This window comes from Streptomyces sp. NPDC043908, from assembly GCF_056435525.1.
Genome location: NZ_JBWKEI010000004.1, coordinates 335,732 through 351,687, shown reverse-complemented (window position 1 = coordinate 351,687; position 15,956 = coordinate 335,732). Strand labels below are relative to the sequence as shown.

At 70.5% G+C, this 15,956-nt stretch carries 14 protein-coding genes, 1 tRNA gene and 1 pseudogene; 7 read left to right on the top strand and 9 right to left on the bottom strand.

Going from position 1 to position 15,956, the window contains the following annotated elements; genetic code table 11:
• Positions 1–2: 2 nt before the first annotated feature.
• Together AC069K_RS12250 and AC069K_RS12245 are read right to left on the bottom strand one after the other, a co-directional pair.
• Positions 3–257, bottom strand: a complete 255-nt coding sequence (locus AC069K_RS12250) for a MoaD/ThiS family protein (protein WP_190087954.1) — start codon at positions 255–257, stop codon at positions 3–5.
• Between the two features lie 33 nt (positions 258–290).
• Positions 291–1,097: an alpha/beta hydrolase family protein gene (locus AC069K_RS12245; protein WP_478614995.1), complete on the bottom strand. Its 807-nt coding sequence runs from the start codon at positions 1,095–1,097 to the stop codon at positions 291–293.
• Positions 1,098–1,326: 229 nt separating this feature from the next.
• Between AC069K_RS12245 and AC069K_RS12240 the strand changes: the two genes are divergently transcribed.
• The gene (locus AC069K_RS12240) at positions 1,327–2,139 is read left to right on the top strand and encodes a response regulator transcription factor (protein ID WP_365100446.1); all 813 of its coding nucleotides are present in this window, start codon (positions 1,327–1,329) and stop codon (positions 2,137–2,139) included.
• A 24-nt stretch (positions 2,140–2,163) separates the two neighbouring features.
• Positions 2,164–3,186: a LacI family DNA-binding transcriptional regulator gene (locus AC069K_RS12235; protein ID WP_358834026.1), complete on the top strand. Its 1,023-nt coding sequence runs from the start codon at positions 2,164–2,166 to the stop codon at positions 3,184–3,186.
• A 439-nt stretch (positions 3,187–3,625) separates the two neighbouring features.
• On the opposite strand, the gene AC069K_RS12230 is transcribed toward AC069K_RS12235, so the two are convergent.
• Both AC069K_RS12230 and AC069K_RS12225 read right to left on the bottom strand, forming a co-directional pair.
• Positions 3,626–4,126, bottom strand: coding sequence for a RidA family protein (locus AC069K_RS12230; RefSeq protein ID WP_478614990.1), 501 nt, complete (start codon positions 4,124–4,126; stop codon positions 3,626–3,628).
• Entirely contained in the window at positions 4,123–4,284 is a 162-nt protein-coding gene (locus AC069K_RS12225; RefSeq protein ID WP_003975360.1) for a Sp36 family protein, read from the bottom strand. The genes AC069K_RS12230 and AC069K_RS12225 overlap by 4 nt, the downstream gene beginning before the upstream one ends.
• A gap of 72 nt (positions 4,285–4,356) precedes the next feature.
• On the opposite strand from AC069K_RS12225, the gene bagA reads away from it, so the two are divergent.
• Positions 4,357–5,319, top strand: coding sequence for an ATPase BagA (gene bagA / locus AC069K_RS12220; RefSeq protein ID WP_478614987.1), 963 nt, complete (start codon positions 4,357–4,359; stop codon positions 5,317–5,319).
• A gap of 2 nt (positions 5,320–5,321) precedes the next feature.
• The gene (gene bagB, locus AC069K_RS12215) at positions 5,322–6,719 is read left to right on the top strand and encodes an ATPase BagB (protein WP_478615237.1); all 1,398 of its coding nucleotides are present in this window, start codon (positions 5,322–5,324) and stop codon (positions 6,717–6,719) included.
• Between the two features lie 83 nt (positions 6,720–6,802).
• On the opposite strand, the gene AC069K_RS12210 is transcribed toward bagB, so the two are convergent.
• Positions 6,803–7,168 (bottom strand): WhiB family transcriptional regulator, encoded by a 366-nt coding sequence (locus AC069K_RS12210; RefSeq protein ID WP_358834023.1) that lies wholly within the window; start codon positions 7,166–7,168, stop codon positions 6,803–6,805.
• A gap of 428 nt (positions 7,169–7,596) precedes the next feature.
• Here AC069K_RS12210 and AC069K_RS12205 point away from each other — a divergent pair, with 428 nt between their 5' ends.
• On the top strand, positions 7,597–9,879 hold the full coding sequence (locus AC069K_RS12205) for a transglycosylase domain-containing protein (RefSeq protein WP_365100451.1): 2,283 nt from the start codon (positions 7,597–7,599) through the stop codon (positions 9,877–9,879).
• Between the two features lie 397 nt (positions 9,880–10,276).
• Here the strand turns inward: AC069K_RS12205 and AC069K_RS12200 are convergent, their stop codons facing one another.
• Positions 10,277–10,741, bottom strand: coding sequence for a GatB/YqeY domain-containing protein (locus AC069K_RS12200; RefSeq protein WP_365100452.1), 465 nt, complete (start codon positions 10,739–10,741; stop codon positions 10,277–10,279).
• Positions 10,742–10,871: 130 nt separating this feature from the next.
• Here AC069K_RS12200 and AC069K_RS12195 point away from each other — a divergent pair, with 130 nt between their 5' ends.
• Both AC069K_RS12195 and AC069K_RS12190 read left to right on the top strand, forming a co-directional pair.
• Positions 10,872–11,810, top strand: a complete 939-nt coding sequence (locus AC069K_RS12195) for a metallophosphoesterase (RefSeq protein ID WP_365100454.1) — start codon at positions 10,872–10,874, stop codon at positions 11,808–11,810.
• Positions 11,811–11,942: 132 nt separating this feature from the next.
• Positions 11,943–12,016: transfer RNA gene (locus AC069K_RS12190), tRNA-Pro, on the top strand.
• Between the two features lie 123 nt (positions 12,017–12,139).
• On the opposite strand, the gene AC069K_RS12185 is transcribed toward AC069K_RS12190, so the two are convergent.
• The 3 genes and pseudogenes from AC069K_RS12185 to AC069K_RS12175 all read right to left on the bottom strand — a co-directional run bounded on the left by AC069K_RS12185 (position 12,140) and on the right by AC069K_RS12175 (position 15,954).
• Positions 12,140–13,654, bottom strand: coding sequence for a LacI family DNA-binding transcriptional regulator (locus AC069K_RS12185; RefSeq protein ID WP_478614980.1), 1,515 nt, complete (start codon positions 13,652–13,654; stop codon positions 12,140–12,142).
• Between the two features lie 68 nt (positions 13,655–13,722).
• Positions 13,723–14,040 (bottom strand): helix-turn-helix domain-containing protein, encoded by a 318-nt coding sequence (locus tag AC069K_RS12180; protein WP_478614977.1) that lies wholly within the window; start codon positions 14,038–14,040, stop codon positions 13,723–13,725.
• 439 nt (positions 14,041–14,479) lie between these two features.
• Positions 14,480–15,954: pseudogene (locus AC069K_RS12175) on the bottom strand (ATP-binding protein).
• Between the last annotated feature and the right edge of the window lie 2 nt (positions 15,955–15,956).

Here is a 15,956-nt window from a genome sequence, read left to right as displayed (position 1 = left end):
GGTCACCCTCCTGCGAACGGCGGGAGCACCTCGACCGTGCCGCCCTCGGCAAGCCGTACGGTCTCATGCCCACGGGTCCCGACGGGGTCCCCGTCGACGAGGAACGAACACCTCAGCAGCACACGCGTCAGCTCGCCGGGGTGGCGCTCGCGCACCGCGTCCAGCGCCTCGGCCAGCGTGGCCGCCGCATACGGCTCCTCCGCGACACCCGCGGCGGACTTGGCCGCGGCCCAGAAGCGGATGGTTCCCGCTGCCATGGCGACCCTCCTTTCGTCGTCCCCCATGATGGGCTACGCCACCGACAGCCAGTGCGCGATCCTGCGCAGCAACGCCTCCCCGGCCGCGTTCTCCGCGTGCCCCATGCCCTCCTCAAGCCACAACTGCGCAGGTCCGGCGGCTGCCAGCATCCTGGGGTGGTCGAGGGGGAAGTACGGGTCGCGGTCGCCGTGGACGATCAGGAGCGGGGTCGGCGCGATCAGCGGGACCGCCTCGACCGGCGAGAGCGGCACCGGGCTCCACGGGCGGTGGTCGATCCGGGTGGCGAAGCCGAACCGCCCGAGCAGGCGTCCGGCGGGCCGGGTCACCATCCAGTGCAGCCGCCGCATGGGGGCCGTCCCCCGGTAGTACCAACGGGCCGGCGCACTGACGGACACCACCGCGTCGGTCCGCGCCCGGTCGAGCCCCCTGTGCGTCGCCGCGTGCCGCAGGACCACCGAGCCGCCCATGGAGAACCCGACGGTGACCACGCGCGCGTAGCCGAGTGATCTCGCCCACTCCACGGCCGCCGCCAGGTCGAGCACCTCGCGGTCGCCGACCGTGGAGCGCCCGCCGGAGCCGCCGTGGCCCCGGAAGGAGAATGTGACCACGCCCGCGTACTGGGCGAACACCGCCGCCGCCCGCCGCACCGCGGGCCGGTCCGCCGAGCCCGTGAAGCCGTGCGCGACCACGATCGCGGTGTCCGTCCGGCCCGCCGCGCAGGGGTCGTGGACGGCCTCCACGGACACCCCGTCCGAGGTGCGCAGAGTGGCGCGCCGCGGTCCCCTGGTGATCGAGGAGACATCCACAGTGTGAAATCGGTCCTCCGCGCCGGAACTCATGTGGGCTATTCTGCTGGGCAGAGGATCCGGGCAGCGCAGCCCCCGGGTCCTTTTGCGTTTCCAGATCGTTGTTACGAGCAGGTGAACAAAGGCTCTCAGGGCGCGAGAACCTTGTGGATGCGCAGTGCCGTAAACGTCCTCGCAGGGACCGAGGAGGAACCGACGTCATGGGCGAGCAATCCGTGCACGAACCGAAGAAACCGACGACGACCCGGGCAGGTGGGGCGCGATGAGCTCGCTGCTGCTCCTGACCAACGCCCTCCAGCCGTCGACGGAGGTGCTCCCCGCGCTCGGCCTGCTCCTGCACAACGTGCGGGTGGCCCCCGCCGAGGGCCCGGCCCTGGTCGACACCCCCGGCGCCGACGTGATCCTCGTCGACGGCCGCCGCGACCTCCCGCAGGTCCGCTCCCTCTGCCAGCTGCTGCGCTCCACCGGCCCCGGCTGTCCGCTGATCCTGGTGGTCACCGAGGGCGGCCTCGCGGCCGTCACCGCCGACTGGGGCATCGACGACGTCCTCCTGGACACCGCGGGCCCCGCCGAGGTCGAGGCGCGGCTGCGGCTGGCGATGGGCCGCCAGCAGATCACCTCCGACGACTCCCCCATGGAGATCCGCAACGGCGACCTCTCCGTGGACGAGGCGACGTACAGCGCGAAGCTCAAGGGCCGGGTCCTGGATCTGACCTTCAAGGAGTTCGAGCTCCTGAAGTACCTCGCGCAGCACCCCGGCCGGGTCTTCACGCGCGCGCAACTGCTCCAGGAGGTCTGGGGCTACGACTACTTCGGCGGTACGCGGACGGTCGACGTCCACGTACGGCGGCTGCGGGCCAAGCTCGGCCCCGAGCACGAGTCGCTGATCGGCACCGTCCGGAATGTCGGGTACCGGTTCGTCACCCCCGAGAAGGTCGAACGGGCGGCCGAAGAGGCCAAGGCGAAGGCGGCGGCGGAGACCAAGGCCACGGCGGCCGCGCGATCCGTGGCCTCCCCACCGGGTCCGGCCGCCACGGAGCCGGAGGAAGCCTCCGTACGCCCTGCCCAGAGGTAGGTCACCCCGCGTAGACTCCCGCTCGTGGCCAAGGTGACGCGGGATGATGTGGCGAGACTTGCGGGTACGTCGACCGCGGTCGTCAGCTATGTCATCAACAACGGACCGAGGCCGGTCGCCCCGGCCACGCGCGAGCGGGTACTCGCCGCGATCAAGGAGCTGGGCTACCGGCCCGACCGGGTTGCCCAGGCGATGGCCTCCCGGCGCACGGACCTCATAGGCATGATCGTCCCGGACGCGCGCCAGCCGTTCTTCGCGGAGATGGCGCACGCGGTGGAGCAGGCGGCGGCCGAGCGCGGGAAGATGGTCCTGGTCGGCAACTCCGACTATCTGGACGACCGCGAGGTCCACTATCTGCGGGCGTTCCTCGGGATGCGCGTCGCCGGTCTGATCCTGGTCAGCCAGGGTCCCAGCGAGCGCGCGGCGGCCGAGATCGACGCCTGGGACGCGCGGGTGGTGCTGCTCCATGAACGCCCGGAGGCGATCGACGACGTGGCCGTCGTCACCGACGACATCGGCGGCGCCCAACTGGCCACCCGCCACCTCCTCGAACACGGCCACGCGTACGTGGCCTGCCTCGGCGGCGTCGAGTCGACCCCGGCGGTCGGCGACCCGGTGGCCGACCACGTGGAGGGCTGGCGGCGGGCGATGCTGGAGTCCGGGCGGCCGACGGAGGGGCGCCTGTTCCAGGCCCCGTACAACCGGTACGACGCGTACCAGGTCGCCCTTCAGATCCTCGCCGGGCCCGACCGCCCGCCCGCGATCTTCTGCTCCACGGACGACCAGGCGATCGGGGTGCTGCGGGCGGCGCGCGAGCTGCGGATCGACGTGCCGGGGGAGCTGGCGGTGGCAGGGTTCGACGACGTGAAGGAGGCGGGTCTGACGGACCCGCCCCTCACCACGGTCGCCTCCGACCGCCCCGCGATGGCCCGCGCGGCGGTGGACCTGGTCCTGGACGACGCGCTCCGCGTCGCGGGCTCACGCCGCGAACGCCTGAAGCAGTTCCCGTCCCGCCTGGTGATCCGCAAGTCCTGCGGCTGCGGCTAGCTCCGCCGGGGGCCGGTCGCCATCTGCGGCCCGTGCTGGATTGCTCACGCAGCCCCCGCGCCCCTCACGGGCCCGTCCTCACCCCGCGAACCATGAATGGACCCGGCCCCCTGACGACCCGACCGTCCTCCACCGGCGGATCACGGGCGCCCGAGGGCCGTCCTTCACCTGCGAGCCGTGGGTGGCTGGCCGCGCAGTTCCCCGCGCCCCTAGGGGGGTGTGGCTGAACCCTGTTCTCCGGATGCGCGGGCCCCCCTCAGGGGCGCGGGGAACTGCGCGAGCAACCCACCACAGGCCCGCAGACAAACGACGACCCCTCGGGGGCGCGGGGAACTGCGCGACCAGCCGTCCACAGCCCGCGGACGAAACCGGGGCCCAGGGGCGCGGGGAACTGCGCGAGCAACCCACCACCACCCGCAGACGAACCCCGGGCCAGAACCTACGCGGACTCCACCTCGACCTGAATCTCCACCTCGACCGGCGCGTCCAGCGGCAGCACCGCCACCCCGACCGCACTGCGGGCATGCACACCCTTGTCGCCCAGCACCGCGCCGAGCAGCTCGCTCGCCCCGTTGATCACGGCCGGCTGCCCCGTGAAGTCGCTCGCCGAGGCGACGAACCCCACGACCTTCACCACGCGCACGATCCGGTCGAGATCACCCACCACGGACTTCACCGCGGCGAGCGCGTTCAGCGCGCACACCCGCGCCGCGTCCTTCGCCTCCTCGGCCGTGACCTCCGCGCCCACCTTGCCGGTGAGCGTCAGCTTGCCCTCGACCATCGGCAGCTGCCCGGCGGTGTACACGTACGCCCCCGACCGCACGGCCGGCTGGTACGCGGCCAGCGGCGGCACGACCTCCGGCAGCGTCAGGCCGAGCTCGGCCAGCTTCGCCTCCACCGAACCGGAACCCGAACCCGCAGCCGCACCCGCACCGCTCATGCCTGCTTCTCCCGCTTCAGGTAGGCCACCAGCTGCTCGGGGTTGTTCGGCCCGGGAACGACCTGGACCAGCTCCCAGCCGTCCTCGCCCCAGGTGTCCAGAATCTGCTTGGTCGCGTGCACGAGAAGGGGCACGGTCGCGTATTCCCACTTGGTCATGGGGGCGACTGTAGTCGCTGGCGGGGGCAGCCTCATGCGTAGGCCGCCCGGGGACTGGTTAGGCTCGACGGTGTGAGCAGGCTCCAGGTCGTCAGCGGCAAGGGCGGCACCGGCAAGACCACGGTCGCCGCAGCCCTCGCGCTCGCCCTCGCGACAGAGGGCAAGCGCACGCTCCTCGTCGAGGTCGAGGGCAGACAGGGCATCGCACAGCTCTTCGAGACGGAGGCCTTTCCGTACGAGGAGCGGAAGATCGCCGTGGCGCCGGGCGGCGGGGAGGTGCACGCGCTGGCGATCGACGCCGAACGGGCCCTCCTCGACTACCTCCAGATGTTCTACAAGCTGGGCTCGGCCGGCCGCGCGCTCAAGAAGATCGGCGCCATCGACTTCGCCACCACCATCGCCCCCGGCGTCCGCGACGTCCTGCTGACCGGCAAGGCGTGCGAGGCGGTCAGGCGTAAGGACAAGCAGGGGCGGTACGCGTACGACCATGTGGTCATGGACGCTCCGCCCACCGGGCGGATCACCCGCTTCCTCAACGTCAACGACGAGGTCGCCGGTCTCGCCAGGATCGGCCCGATACACAACCAGGCGCAGGCCGTGATGCGGGTGCTCAAGTCGCCCGAGACGGCCGTGCACCTGGTGACGCTCCTGGAGGAGATGCCGGTCCAGGAGACCGCCGACGGCATCGCCGAGCTGCGCGCCGCCGAACTGCCGACCGGCGCCGTCATCGTGAACATGGTCCGCCCGCACCTGCTGGACGAGGAGGCGGTCCGGGGCGTCACCGGAGACCGGCGCAAGGAGGTCGCCAAGGCCCTCACCCGGGCCGGCGTCACCGGCTCGGCCAAGCTGGTCACCCCGCTCCTCCAGGAGGCCGCCGAGCACGCCGAGCGGGTGGAGCTGGAGCGCGAACAGCGGGCGGTGGTCGCCGGGTTGGGGGTCCCGGCGTACGAACTGCCGCTGATCGGTGAGGGAATGGACCTGGCCGGGCTCTACCGCCTGGCCGTACGACTGCGAGCGCTCGGGGTGGGGCAGTGACCATGGACACGGCGGCGCCGCTCGCCATCGACCCGCTGCTCGACGACCCCGAGACCCGGATCGTGGTGTGCTGCGGCTCCGGCGGCGTGGGCAAGACGACCACGGCCGCGGCGCTCGGGCTGCGGGCCGCCGAGCGCGGCCGGAAGGTGGTCGTGCTGACCATCGACCCGGCCCGCCGGCTCGCCCAGTCGATGGGCATCGACTCGCTGGACAACACCCCGCGCCGGGTCAAGGACGTCGAGGGCGACGGCGAGCTGCACGCCATGATGCTCGACATGAAGCGGACCTTCGACGAGATCGTCGAGGCGCACGCGGACCCCGAGCGCGCCCGGGCGATCCTCTCCAACCCGTTCTACCAGTCCCTGTCGGCCGGCTTCGCGGGCACGCAGGAGTACATGGCGATGGAGAAGCTGGGCCAGCTCCGGGCCCGCGACGAGTGGGACCTGATCGTCGTGGACACCCCGCCCTCGCGCTCGGCGCTCGACTTCCTCGACGCGCCGAAGCGGCTGGGGTCGTTCCTGGACGGGAAGTTCATCCGGCTGCTCATGGCTCCCGCGAAGATGGGCGGCCGGGCCGGGATGAAGTTCCTCAACGTCGGCATGTCCATGATGACGGGCACACTCGGCAAGCTCCTCGGCGGCCAGTTGCTCCGCGACGTGCAGACGTTCGTGACGGCGATGGACACGATGTTCGGCGGCTTCCGCACCCGCGCCGACGCCACGTACCGGCTGCTCCAGGCCCCCGGCACCGCGTTCCTCGTGGTCGCCGCGCCCGAGCGGGACGCGCTGCGCGAGGCCGCGTACTTCGTGGAGCGTCTGGCGGCCGACTCGATGCCGCTCGCCGGACTCGTACTGAACCGGGTGCACGGCAGCGACGCGGCCCGGCTGTCGGCCGAACGGGCGCTCGCGGCGGCGGAACACCTGGAAGAGCCCCAGGACCGGGGGGACGACGACGAGGGCCACCTGGAGGGCCACCAGGAGGGCCACCAGGAGGAGCACGGGGAGGAGGACCGCCCGGCGGGCCGCCCGGAAGTACACCTGGCAGACCGCCCGAAAGAGGGACCCGGGGAAAATCTTGTCGACGGCCGCATTGTCGATCAGGGGTACGGGAAGGCTGAGGATCGTGGCACCGGTGGTTCCTCTCCCGAAGCTCCCTCCCCCACCGGTCCCGAGGACGGCGTGTCGGTCGATCGGCTGACCGCCGGTCTGCTGCGCCTGCACGCCGAGCGGATGCGGGTGCTCGCGCGTGAACAGCGCACACGTGACCGCTTCACCGCGCTTCACCCCGAGGTTCCGGTGGCCGAAGTGGCCGCCCTGCCCGGCGATGTCCACGATCTCGCCGGGCTCCGGGCCATCGGGGAACGGCTCGCGGCCCAGGAAGAGGCGGCCGGAGCGCTCTGAGTAAGGCCGACGCGTCTCGGCGCGGATCCTCATAGATCCTGGACAGATCTTGGATCCGCATGGACGCGCCGGACGGATGCGGCCTACCCCACGGCCGCGTACGTCTCCTCCACGGCGTGCCGGTAGGCGTACGCCTCCTCGTCGTCGATGCCCACGGGCAGGATGCCCGTGCTGCGCTCGTACTCCGTACGCGCCGTCTCCAGCAGACGGCGCCAGGACGTGACGGTGGGGCGTCGGCGCAGCAGCGCGCGGCGTTCCCGTTCCGTCATACCGCCCCACACGCCGAATTCGACGCGGTTGTCCAGTGCGTCCGCGAGGCACTCGGTCCGCACCGGACATCCGGTGCACACCGCCTTCGCCCTGTTCTGAGCCGCACCCTGTACGAACAGTTCGTCCGGATCGGTAGTGCGGCAGGCTGCCTGCGCACTCCAGTCGGTTACCCAGCCCATGCCGGCGCCGTCCTCTCCCGAATCGAGGCTCCCCCACGGCGGCAGAGGCATATTCACCGCTGCCAGTTGAGGACGTTACGGAAGGTGGGCACAGCGCAACACCCCCTTCGGGCCCAATCTTGAATGGCCCGAACGGACTATGCGTACGCGGCAGATCACCCAACGGAGTGAGCCGGCGACAAACGTCAGAAACCCGACCAAGCGGGACGTTTCAGTTGAGCCACAACGGACGCCAGATGACGCATGAGGCGTAAACGGGCGGCGAATCCGGGACGGCCGCCCTCCTGCGAGAGCCGAACAGCGCTGTACGTCGACCGACACCGACACAAACATCGACTTGATGCGCGACCACACTGCTGTGACAGTTGAGAGCAGCTTAGGCCAGAGCATTGACCCGTGTCCGGCGAATCAGAACGTAGGCTGCCCCCATGGCAAAGAAGCGCTCGGGCGGTGGTCTGACCGGGACCCAGCAGGCCGCCAAGTTCGTCGGGGTGAGTGTGCTCTCCGGAGCGGTGCTCGCGGGGATCGCGCTGCCGGCGTTCGGCGCGCTGGGACTCGCGGCCAAGGGCACGGTCGAGGGATTCGACGAGATCCCCGCCAATCTGAAGACCCCGCCGCTGAGTCAGCGCACCACGATCCTGGACAACAAGGGCGGCCAGATCGCCACGGTGTACTCGCGCGACCGCACGGTGGTCCCGCTGGCGGACATCTCGCCGTACATGCAGAAGGCGATCGTCGCGATCGAGGACGCGCGGTTCTACGAACACGGCGCGGTCGACCTCAAGGGCGTGCTCCGCGCCCTGAACAAGAACGCCACGTCCGGCGGGGTGGCCCAGGGCGCGTCCACGCTCACCCAGCAGTACGTGAAGAACGTCTTCGTGGAGGAGGCCGGCGACGACCCCGACAAGGTCGCCGAGGCCACCCAGCAGACGCTCGGCCGCAAGGTCAAGGAGCTGAAGTACGCGATCCAGGTCGAGGAGGAGCTCGGCAAGAAGAAGATCCTGGAGAACTACCTCAACATCACGTTCTTCGGGCAGCAGGCGTACGGCGTCGAGGCCGCCGCCAAGCGCTACTTCTCCAAGCCGGCCAAGGACCTGAAGCTGGAGGAGGCCGCCATGCTGGCGGGCATCGTCCAGTCGCCGAGCCGGTACGACCCGGTCAACGACGCCACCGAGGCCAAGAAGCGCCGCAACGTCGTCCTCCAGCGGATGGCCGACAAGAAGGACGTCTCGCAGGCCGAGGCGGACCGCGCCAAGGCCGCGCCGATCAGGCTGAAGGTCGCCAAGCCGAAGAACGGCTGCATCACCGCCATCAGCGGCGCGGGCTTCTTCTGCGACTACGTCCGCGAGGTCTTCCTCTCGGACCCGGTCTTCGGCAAGACCAAGGAGGACCGGGCCAAGCTCTGGAACCAGGGCGGCCTGACGGTCCGTACGACCCTGGACCCGCAGGCCCAGCAGTCCGCCCAGGCCTCCATCAAGGAGCACGTCTACCAGTCCGACAAGGTCGCCACCGCCGTGACGCTGGTCCAGCCCGGCACCGGCAAGATCATGGCGATGGGCCAGTCGCGTCCGTACGGCTTCGGCAACCACGAGACGCAGATCAACTTCTCGGTCAACCGGCAGATGGGCGGCTCGAACTTCGGCTTCCCGGTCGGCTCGACCTTCAAGCCGTTCCTGGCCGCCGCCGCGATCGAGGGCGGCAAGCCCCCGACGCAGGAGTACCCGTCGCCGTACGAGATGGACTACCCCGAGACGGTCCAGACGTGCGGCGCCAAGCCGTGGGTGAACACCAACCACGAGTCGCTGGAGAACGAGAACGAGTCCGAGCACGGGCCGTACTCGCTGCGCAAGGCGATGGAGAAGTCCGTCAACACGTACTTCGTGCAGATGCTCGGCGAGATCGGGATGTGCCCGGTGTCGCAGATGACGGAGAAGCTGCACGTGGTGCAGGGCAACGGAGCGAAGCTCCCGATGGTGCCGTCCGCGCTGACGCTGGGCTCCACCGGTATCTCCCCGCTGAACATGGCGAGCGCCTACGCGGCCTTCGCCTCCCGGGGCACCTACTGCACGCCGGTCGCCATCGAGTCGATCAGGAAGGCGGACGGCAAGGCGCTGCGGGTGCCGAAGTCCTCGTGCAGCCAGGCGATGTCCCAGAACACGGCGGACGCGATCAACACGCTGCTGCGCGGTGTGACGGACTCCGGTACGGGCGCGCAGGCGGGCCTGTCGGACCGCGACAACGCGGGCAAGACCGGTACCACCGACGCGCGCAAGAACGCCTGGTTCGTCGGGTACACGCCGAACATGTCGGGCGCGGTGTGGGTCGGCAGCCCGCTCCAGAACGTCGAGATGGAGAACATCACGATCGGCGGCGTCTACAAGGAGAAGGTGTACGGCGGTGAGGTCCCCGGACCCATCTGGAAGGACGCCATGACCGGCGCCCTCTCCGGTCTGCCGGCCCCCGAGTTCGTACGGGTGGACATCCCCGACCCGCAGCAGTCGAAGGAGCCCCCGGCGGACCCGGACAACGCCAAGCCCCAGACCCCCGGCAAGAACAAGGGCGGCAAGAAGCACCGCCCCGGGGGCGGCGACAACAAGCCGGGCGGCGGAGCCGGAGGCGGCGGCATCACGGCCCCGCCGAACCCGGGGATCTCGATCCCGCCGGGAGTGATCGGCGGGGCGGGACAGACGATCGGGGGGAACTGGCCGTAGGCCGGAACCGAGAAGGGCCGCCCGGGGGATCCTGGGCGGGCCCGTAGGCCGGAAGCGAGAAGGGCCGCCCGGGGACTCTGGGCGGCCCTTCTCGCTGGGGGGCGCCCCCACGGGGCTGCGGGCTGCGTGCCCCGGTCGCTGTGGGCGAGGCCTGGGGCCCGGGCCACTAGCCCCCACCCCCGCCCGTTGTGGGCAGGCGTTCCGCAGGGCGGAACGGGTGGGCACAACGGCCCACGGTCCGCAGCCGACAACGGGGCTTGCGGGGCGCAGCCCCGAGGGGGTCGCGGGCGCCGCGCCGCCCCAAGGGGTTCGCGGGCGCAGCCGCGAGAGGGGTCCGGCGGCGCAGCCGCAAGGGGGGATCGGGGCGGGCGCGCAGCCCCGAGGGGGTACGCGGGGCTCAGCCCGCGAGGAGGCCCTTGACGGCCGCCGAGACCCGGCCCCCATCGGCCAACCCCGCCACCTTCGGCTTGACGATCTTCATCACGGCCCCCATGGCCCGCGGCCCCTCGGCCCCCGCGGCCCGAGCCTCCTCCACGGCCTCCGCGACGATCGCGTGAAGCTCGTCGTCGGACAGCTGCTTCGGCAGGTACGCGTCGAGGATCTCCCCCTCGGCCCGCTCCTTGGCCGCCGACTCCGCCCGGCCGCCCTGCTCGAACGCCTCCGCCGCCTCCCGCCGCTTCTTCGCCTCCTTGGCGATCACCTTCAGCACCTCGTCGTCGGAGAGCTCGCGCGCGCTCTTGCCCGCGACCTCCTCCTTGGCGATGGCGGTGAGGGTCAGTCGCAGCGTCGACGAGCGCAGCTCGTCGCGCGCCTTCATGGCGGTGGTGAGGTCGTCCTTGAGCGTGGCCTTGAGCGTGGTCATGCGCCCAGTGTCGCAGGTGACGCGCCCGGGGCGCGTGCCAGTTTCACGCGGGGAGCGCGGCCCCCGAGCGCGCGCGGGCGCGGCCCGGGGCGTACGTACCTCACTCCGCGCGTCTGCGACGATGGAGCGCATGCACGCGCGATACGGGATTCCCTTGAAGGCAACGGCGGCTCTCACGGCGATCGGCGCGGCCGGCGTCGCCTACGCGGCGGGCTTCGAAGCCCGCTCGTTCCGGCTGCGACGGGTGACCGTCCCCGTACTGCCGAGCGGGATGAGGCCGCTGCGCGTGCTCCAGGTCTCGGACATCCACATGGTGAGCGGCCAGCGCAAGAAGCGGGCGTGGCTCCAGTCGCTGGCGGGGCTGCGCCCGGACTTCGTGGTGAACACGGGCGACAACCTGTCGGACCCGGAGGGCGTACCGGAGGTCCTGGACGCGCTGGGCCCGCTGATGGAGTTCCCCGGTGTGTACGTCTTCGGCTCGAACGACTACTACGGCCCCAAGCTGCGCAACCCGGCCCGCTACCTGCTGGAGAAGGTCCAGGGCAAGCACGGCCTGAACGGCAACCCGCCGGCGGTCGGAGTGATCCACAACCCGTGGGAGGACCTGCGGGACGCCTTCGACACGGCGGGCTGGGTGGGCCTGAGCAACACGCGGGGCCGGCTGAAGCTGGAGGGCCTGGAGCTGGCGTTCACGGGCCTGGACGACCCGCACATCAAGCGGGACCGGTACGCGGAAGTGGCGGGCGGCCCGGAGAAGGACGCGGACCTCTCGATCGCGGTGGTCCACGCCCCCTACCTGCGCACCCTGGACGCCTTCACGGCCGACGGCTACCCCCTGGTCCTGGCCGGCCACACCCACGGCGGCCAGCTGTGCGTCCCCTTCTACGGGGCCCTGGTCACCAACTGCGACCTGGACACGGACCGCGTGAAGGGCCTCTCCACCCACGAGTCCGGCGGCCACCGCTCCTACCTCCACGTCTCCGCGGGCTGCGGCACCAACCGCTACACCCCGGTCCGCTTCGCCTGCCCCCCGGAGGCGACCCTGCTGACCCTGACACCCCGAACCTGACGACGCCCCCACGCCGTGCCCCTCCCGAACGAACCCGCCACCCCGCGCTCACCCCACCCCCCCGAAACCGGATTTCGTCTCCGGCCGCCGGTGGGCTAAAGTAAACGACGTCGCCGCGACAACCGGTGACATCGGGGTGTAGCGCAGCTTGGCAGCGCGCTTCGTTCGGGACGAAGAGGTCGTGGGTTCAAATCCCGCCACCCCGACAGCTGAAGTACCAGTTCAGGGCCGTGAGTCGATTTAGACTCACGGCCCTGATTGGCATTCCGGGGCTCCCTTGGGAGAAATCTGGGAGAAGATCTTGGAATTTCTCCCAGGAAGCGGGCTAGCTAGGACGGGCGCGCCGCCCGCTCCCGTAAGAGGGCGTCGAGCACGGCGACGGGGGACGTAGCCGCCATGGCCGCGCGGGCGTCCAACGCTGCTTCCCATTCCCCCGTCAGGTCGGCCATGAGGGCGGCGCGCATCTCCTTCGTGATGTGCGAGTAGCGTGCCTGGATCGACCCGTCGACGTGGCCCAACCGCTCGTCCATGAGCTTGGGCGGAGTGCGGAACCCTTCCATACGGGTCTTGTGTGTGTGGCGCAGACCGTGAGGCGTCATGCCCTTGGCGATGGCGACCCAACAGGAGTCGGCCCGTGCCATGGCTCCCCTACCCCGCGCCGGTACCCCCGGCCACGGCTCCCCCAGGATCGGAACGGGCCGGGCCTCTTGCGGCGCTTTCTTCGGGTACCAGCCGGACACGGCCGGGGTGAAGAGCCACGTCGCGAAGCCATTGCGGCGCCAGTGCGCTGCCTGGTCGACGGCACCACCGCCACGGGTGAAGCCAAGGTCCGCGATGGCCTGACGGACCCGGTCACGGGTTGGCTCCACGACCATGTCCGGCCGGTTGATCACGTTAGACACAGTGCCGGTGGAGACCCCCGCGCGACGGGCGACGTCGATGACCTTGGCCCCCGTCTCGCCAGTGCGGGAAACACCCTGGCCACGGAAGACGTACGCCTTGCTGTGGCAGGAGCAGGCAGCGGGCTTGGCGCGCTGAACGTGCTCAGTCAGCAAGCGGCTCAGGAACGGCGGGATGTCCACGGTCCGGTAGCTGTCGTCCTTGGGAGGACAGCGCTCGAAGTCGCCCGAGTCCAGCTCGTAGAGCTGCCAATCAACCCGGATCGCGGCCGGTCGCAGGAACGCGACTTCGAGGCCAACCAGTTCACCCCAACGCATGCCGGTGTACCCCTTGGTAACCGTGGCCACGAACTCATCGTCACGGCCGGACAGAATGGCGGCGCGCTCGGCGGTGAGCAGGATGCCCAGTGGATTCGTAGTGACCTTCTCGGGGCCGCGAGCGCTGGAACGCCCCGCTCGCTTCCCTCTGCCACGCCGCTTCGTAGCCGGGTTGGACTCGATGAGCCCTTCGTCCATCGCGTCTTCGAGCACCAGGTGAAGCGTCGCCCGCCACGTCTTAACGCTCGACAGGGCATAGAGCGCCTTCTCCTTCTTGTCCCAAGCGTCCACGTGCCCGCGCTGGATCTCGGCGAGCGCCTGGCCTTCGAACTCAGGGAGTAGGTGATCCTCCAAGTGGCGGCGGTAGTTCTGCATCGTGGACGCGGCCAAGTCCTGCTCGGCGTACCAACGGGAGGCGTACTCCCCGAAGGTAATCTGCCCGGCAGCTGGGTCCTTGCGCTTGCCCGCTCGCACCTTGGCCTCTTCGGCGTTGGCGGCCTGTACGGCTTCGCGCTTGGTACGGAAGCGGATGACGTCGCCCAGCTCGTCAACCACGGTGTCATACCTGCCCGGTTCGACCTTGAACCGGCCGCGCCAGTACGTTTTCCGGTGTTCGGCGAACCCCATGCCTTCCTCTCATGATGAGCAGCGGGCGGGACCGGTGAACCGGCCCCGCCCGCGCTGTGGTCTGGTCTTCAGGCAGTCTTCTGAGCGCGGCGCGGGGGCCGGGCGCGGAGCTGCACGATGGGCGAGTCGCCGCGCGCCGCCGCCCTGCGAGGCGCGTTGGCCGCGCGCGGCTGGTGCCGGGCAGTCGGCTGGCTCGGACGCTCTTCCAGCAGGAGGTAGATCTCCTCCACGTGCTGCCGCGTGAAACGGTAGCCACCGCCGCTACGGATGAAGGGGATACGGCGACGGCGCGCCTGCTCCTTCACCCACCACTCGGAGCAGCCGAGGGACTTAGCTACGTCGGCCGCTGAGTGGAGCTGAGGCAGGCCGGTGATCTTCTCGTTCACATCTCTCCTTCAGCGGGTTTCTAGACGACCGGTCCGAAGCGGGGATTTCTGCGTCATCGCGTCACCTGCGTCAATCAGGGCTCTGACCTGCGGGTTTTGATGACGCAGCCCGGCGGGGGCTGCGTCACCGGTGACACGGTCCCGTGTCACCGGGATGACGCGGGTGACGTGGGATGACGCACAATTCGACGGTGCGTCACCCTGTGTTGCCGCAGGTCAGGGGCCGTCTGATGGGCCCGTGGTGACGTAGTGACGCAGGTCTTCCCTTCTTAGGACAAAAGAGAAGGGGTGGTGTCTGTGGTTGTGCGTCGCCCTGTCCGGGCTTGAAGAAGGAGCCGCTTCGCGGCGCGACTCGGGCCGAGCGGCTGCCGCCGCCGGGACAGCAAGAGGAGCACTCCCGGCGGGGGCGTGCTCCTCTTCCTTGTCGGCCCGGCGGCGGTCAGAACGCGGTCTGCTGCTCCGGCTCGAGGGGCGGGGCATGGCGGGTGATCTCGATGTAGCGGGCGGCGCTGGTGCGGCCCCAGTCGACCAGGACACCCCGGGCGGCCAGGGTGGGCTGGATGCGCCGGAGCCGGTCGGACAGCACCTTGCCGGTGGTTGGCCACCCCTTGGGCAGCGGACGGCACTCTTCACCGCTGTAGAGGGCGGTCAGGGCGTGCAGCCACTCCGCCGACGTCATCCGCACCTCCTCGCCCGGGGCGAGCTCGTCGGCGTGCTTGAGGACCGTCTGCGCCAGCAGATCACCCTCGATGACGTCGTCGTTGAGGTCGTCGAGGCTGGCCCGGTAAGCGGCCAGCGTCCCGAAGCCCATGGCGGCGTCGAGCTGGGCGCACAGGTGGGCGAAGTCGGCCATCCGCAGGTCGGTCGGCGTCTCGGCCTGCACTGCGCGGGCCTTGACGGCCAGGTCGAGCAGGGAGCCGAGGACGACGGGCAGGATCTCGGCGTACTCCGCCCACAGCTCCGCCTCGGTGCGCCGCACCTTGGGCCGTTCCAGACGCAGGGTGAGGAGGCGTTCGGCCAGGTCGGGGCGGATGACGCCGACGTCGATGCCGGTCAGCAGCATCGGGCGCCGATAGCGGGAGCGGACGACGTCCCCGTCGGTGAAGAGCGCGCGTTTGATGCTCTCGGCACCGGTGATGACGCAGCACATCAGGTCGGACAGGTCCGGGGGCAGATGGGAGAGGTTGTCGAGAGCGGTGATCCATCCGGCGGCGACGGCCGTGATCATGTTCTCCTCGTCCTTGGGGGCCCGGCGCAGGTCGCCGGTCATTCCCTCGATGATCCGCACGAGCATCCGCCCGCCGGTCGACTTGCCCGCCCCTTGCGGGCCGGTGAGGAACGGGGCGGGAACCGGGGCGGACGGCCCGAGGCAGCCGATGAGCCACGCGATGGCCAGGGCCTCGGTCTTGGCGTCGGCGAAGTTGCACAGCCGCAGCAGCAGGTCCAGGCCCTTGCCGTTGGTGTCCTTGGCCGGGAGGGGGAGTTCGCCGGTGAGCTGGGTGCGCCGCCAGCACACTTCCTGCGGGTCGGGGACGCGGATGTCCCACCCGGTGGGGTGGATGCGGACCGACTGGCCGTCGTCGCGGCCCAGGTCCAGCCAGGTGGCCCCGTCGAATCCAGGGGCGACGCGGATGTGGGTGGGCTGTACCGGCTCGGTGAGGCGAGTGCTTCGATCAAGTCCAACGCCTCCTTGAGGGCGGTTCCGTTGAAGACGCCGACCCCGTCACGGAAGAGGCCGACCATGAGTTCCTGACGGTGGCTCCCGCTGGTTCCCTGGGAGCGGATCGGGCGGGCCACGGGATGGCCGGTGCGCTGGGCGTAGACGGTGCCGTCGACGGTGCGGAAGTACCGGAAGTGGGACTGCGCGTAGTCGGTGATGATCTGCCGGGCCGGGGTCTTGTCGTCCTCGGGCACAG

Bases quoted from the DNA above. Each gene is read 5' to 3' on its own strand.
- AC069K_RS12230 (WP_478614990.1), bottom strand. From the start codon at position 4,126: ATGAGCGGTGCGGGTGCGGCTGCGGGTTCGGGTTCCGGTTCGGTGGAG.
- AC069K_RS12240 (WP_365100446.1), top strand. From the start codon at position 1,327: ATGAGCTCGCTGCTGCTCCTGACCAACGCCCTCCAGCCGTCGACGGAG.
- AC069K_RS12195 (WP_365100454.1), top strand. From the start codon at position 10,872: ATGCACGCGCGATACGGGATTCCCTTGAAGGCAACGGCGGCTCTCACG.
- AC069K_RS12245 (WP_478614995.1), bottom strand. From the start codon at position 1,097: ATGAGTTCCGGCGCGGAGGACCGATTTCACACTGTGGATGTCTCCTCG.
- AC069K_RS12225 (WP_003975360.1), bottom strand. From the start codon at position 4,284: ATGACCAAGTGGGAATACGCGACCGTGCCCCTTCTCGTGCACGCGACC.
- AC069K_RS12200 (WP_365100452.1), bottom strand. From the start codon at position 10,741: ATGACCACGCTCAAGGCCACGCTCAAGGACGACCTCACCACCGCCATG.
- AC069K_RS12210 (WP_358834023.1), bottom strand. From the start codon at position 7,168: ATGGGCTGGGTAACCGACTGGAGTGCGCAGGCAGCCTGCCGCACTACC.
- AC069K_RS12250 (WP_190087954.1), bottom strand. From the start codon at position 257: ATGGCAGCGGGAACCATCCGCTTCTGGGCCGCGGCCAAGTCCGCCGCG.
- AC069K_RS12205 (WP_365100451.1), top strand. From the start codon at position 7,597: ATGGCAAAGAAGCGCTCGGGCGGTGGTCTGACCGGGACCCAGCAGGCC.
- bagB (WP_478615237.1), top strand. From the start codon at position 5,322: ATGGACACGGCGGCGCCGCTCGCCATCGACCCGCTGCTCGACGACCCC.
- AC069K_RS12185 (WP_478614980.1), bottom strand. From the start codon at position 13,654: ATGGGGTTCGCCGAACACCGGAAAACGTACTGGCGCGGCCGGTTCAAG.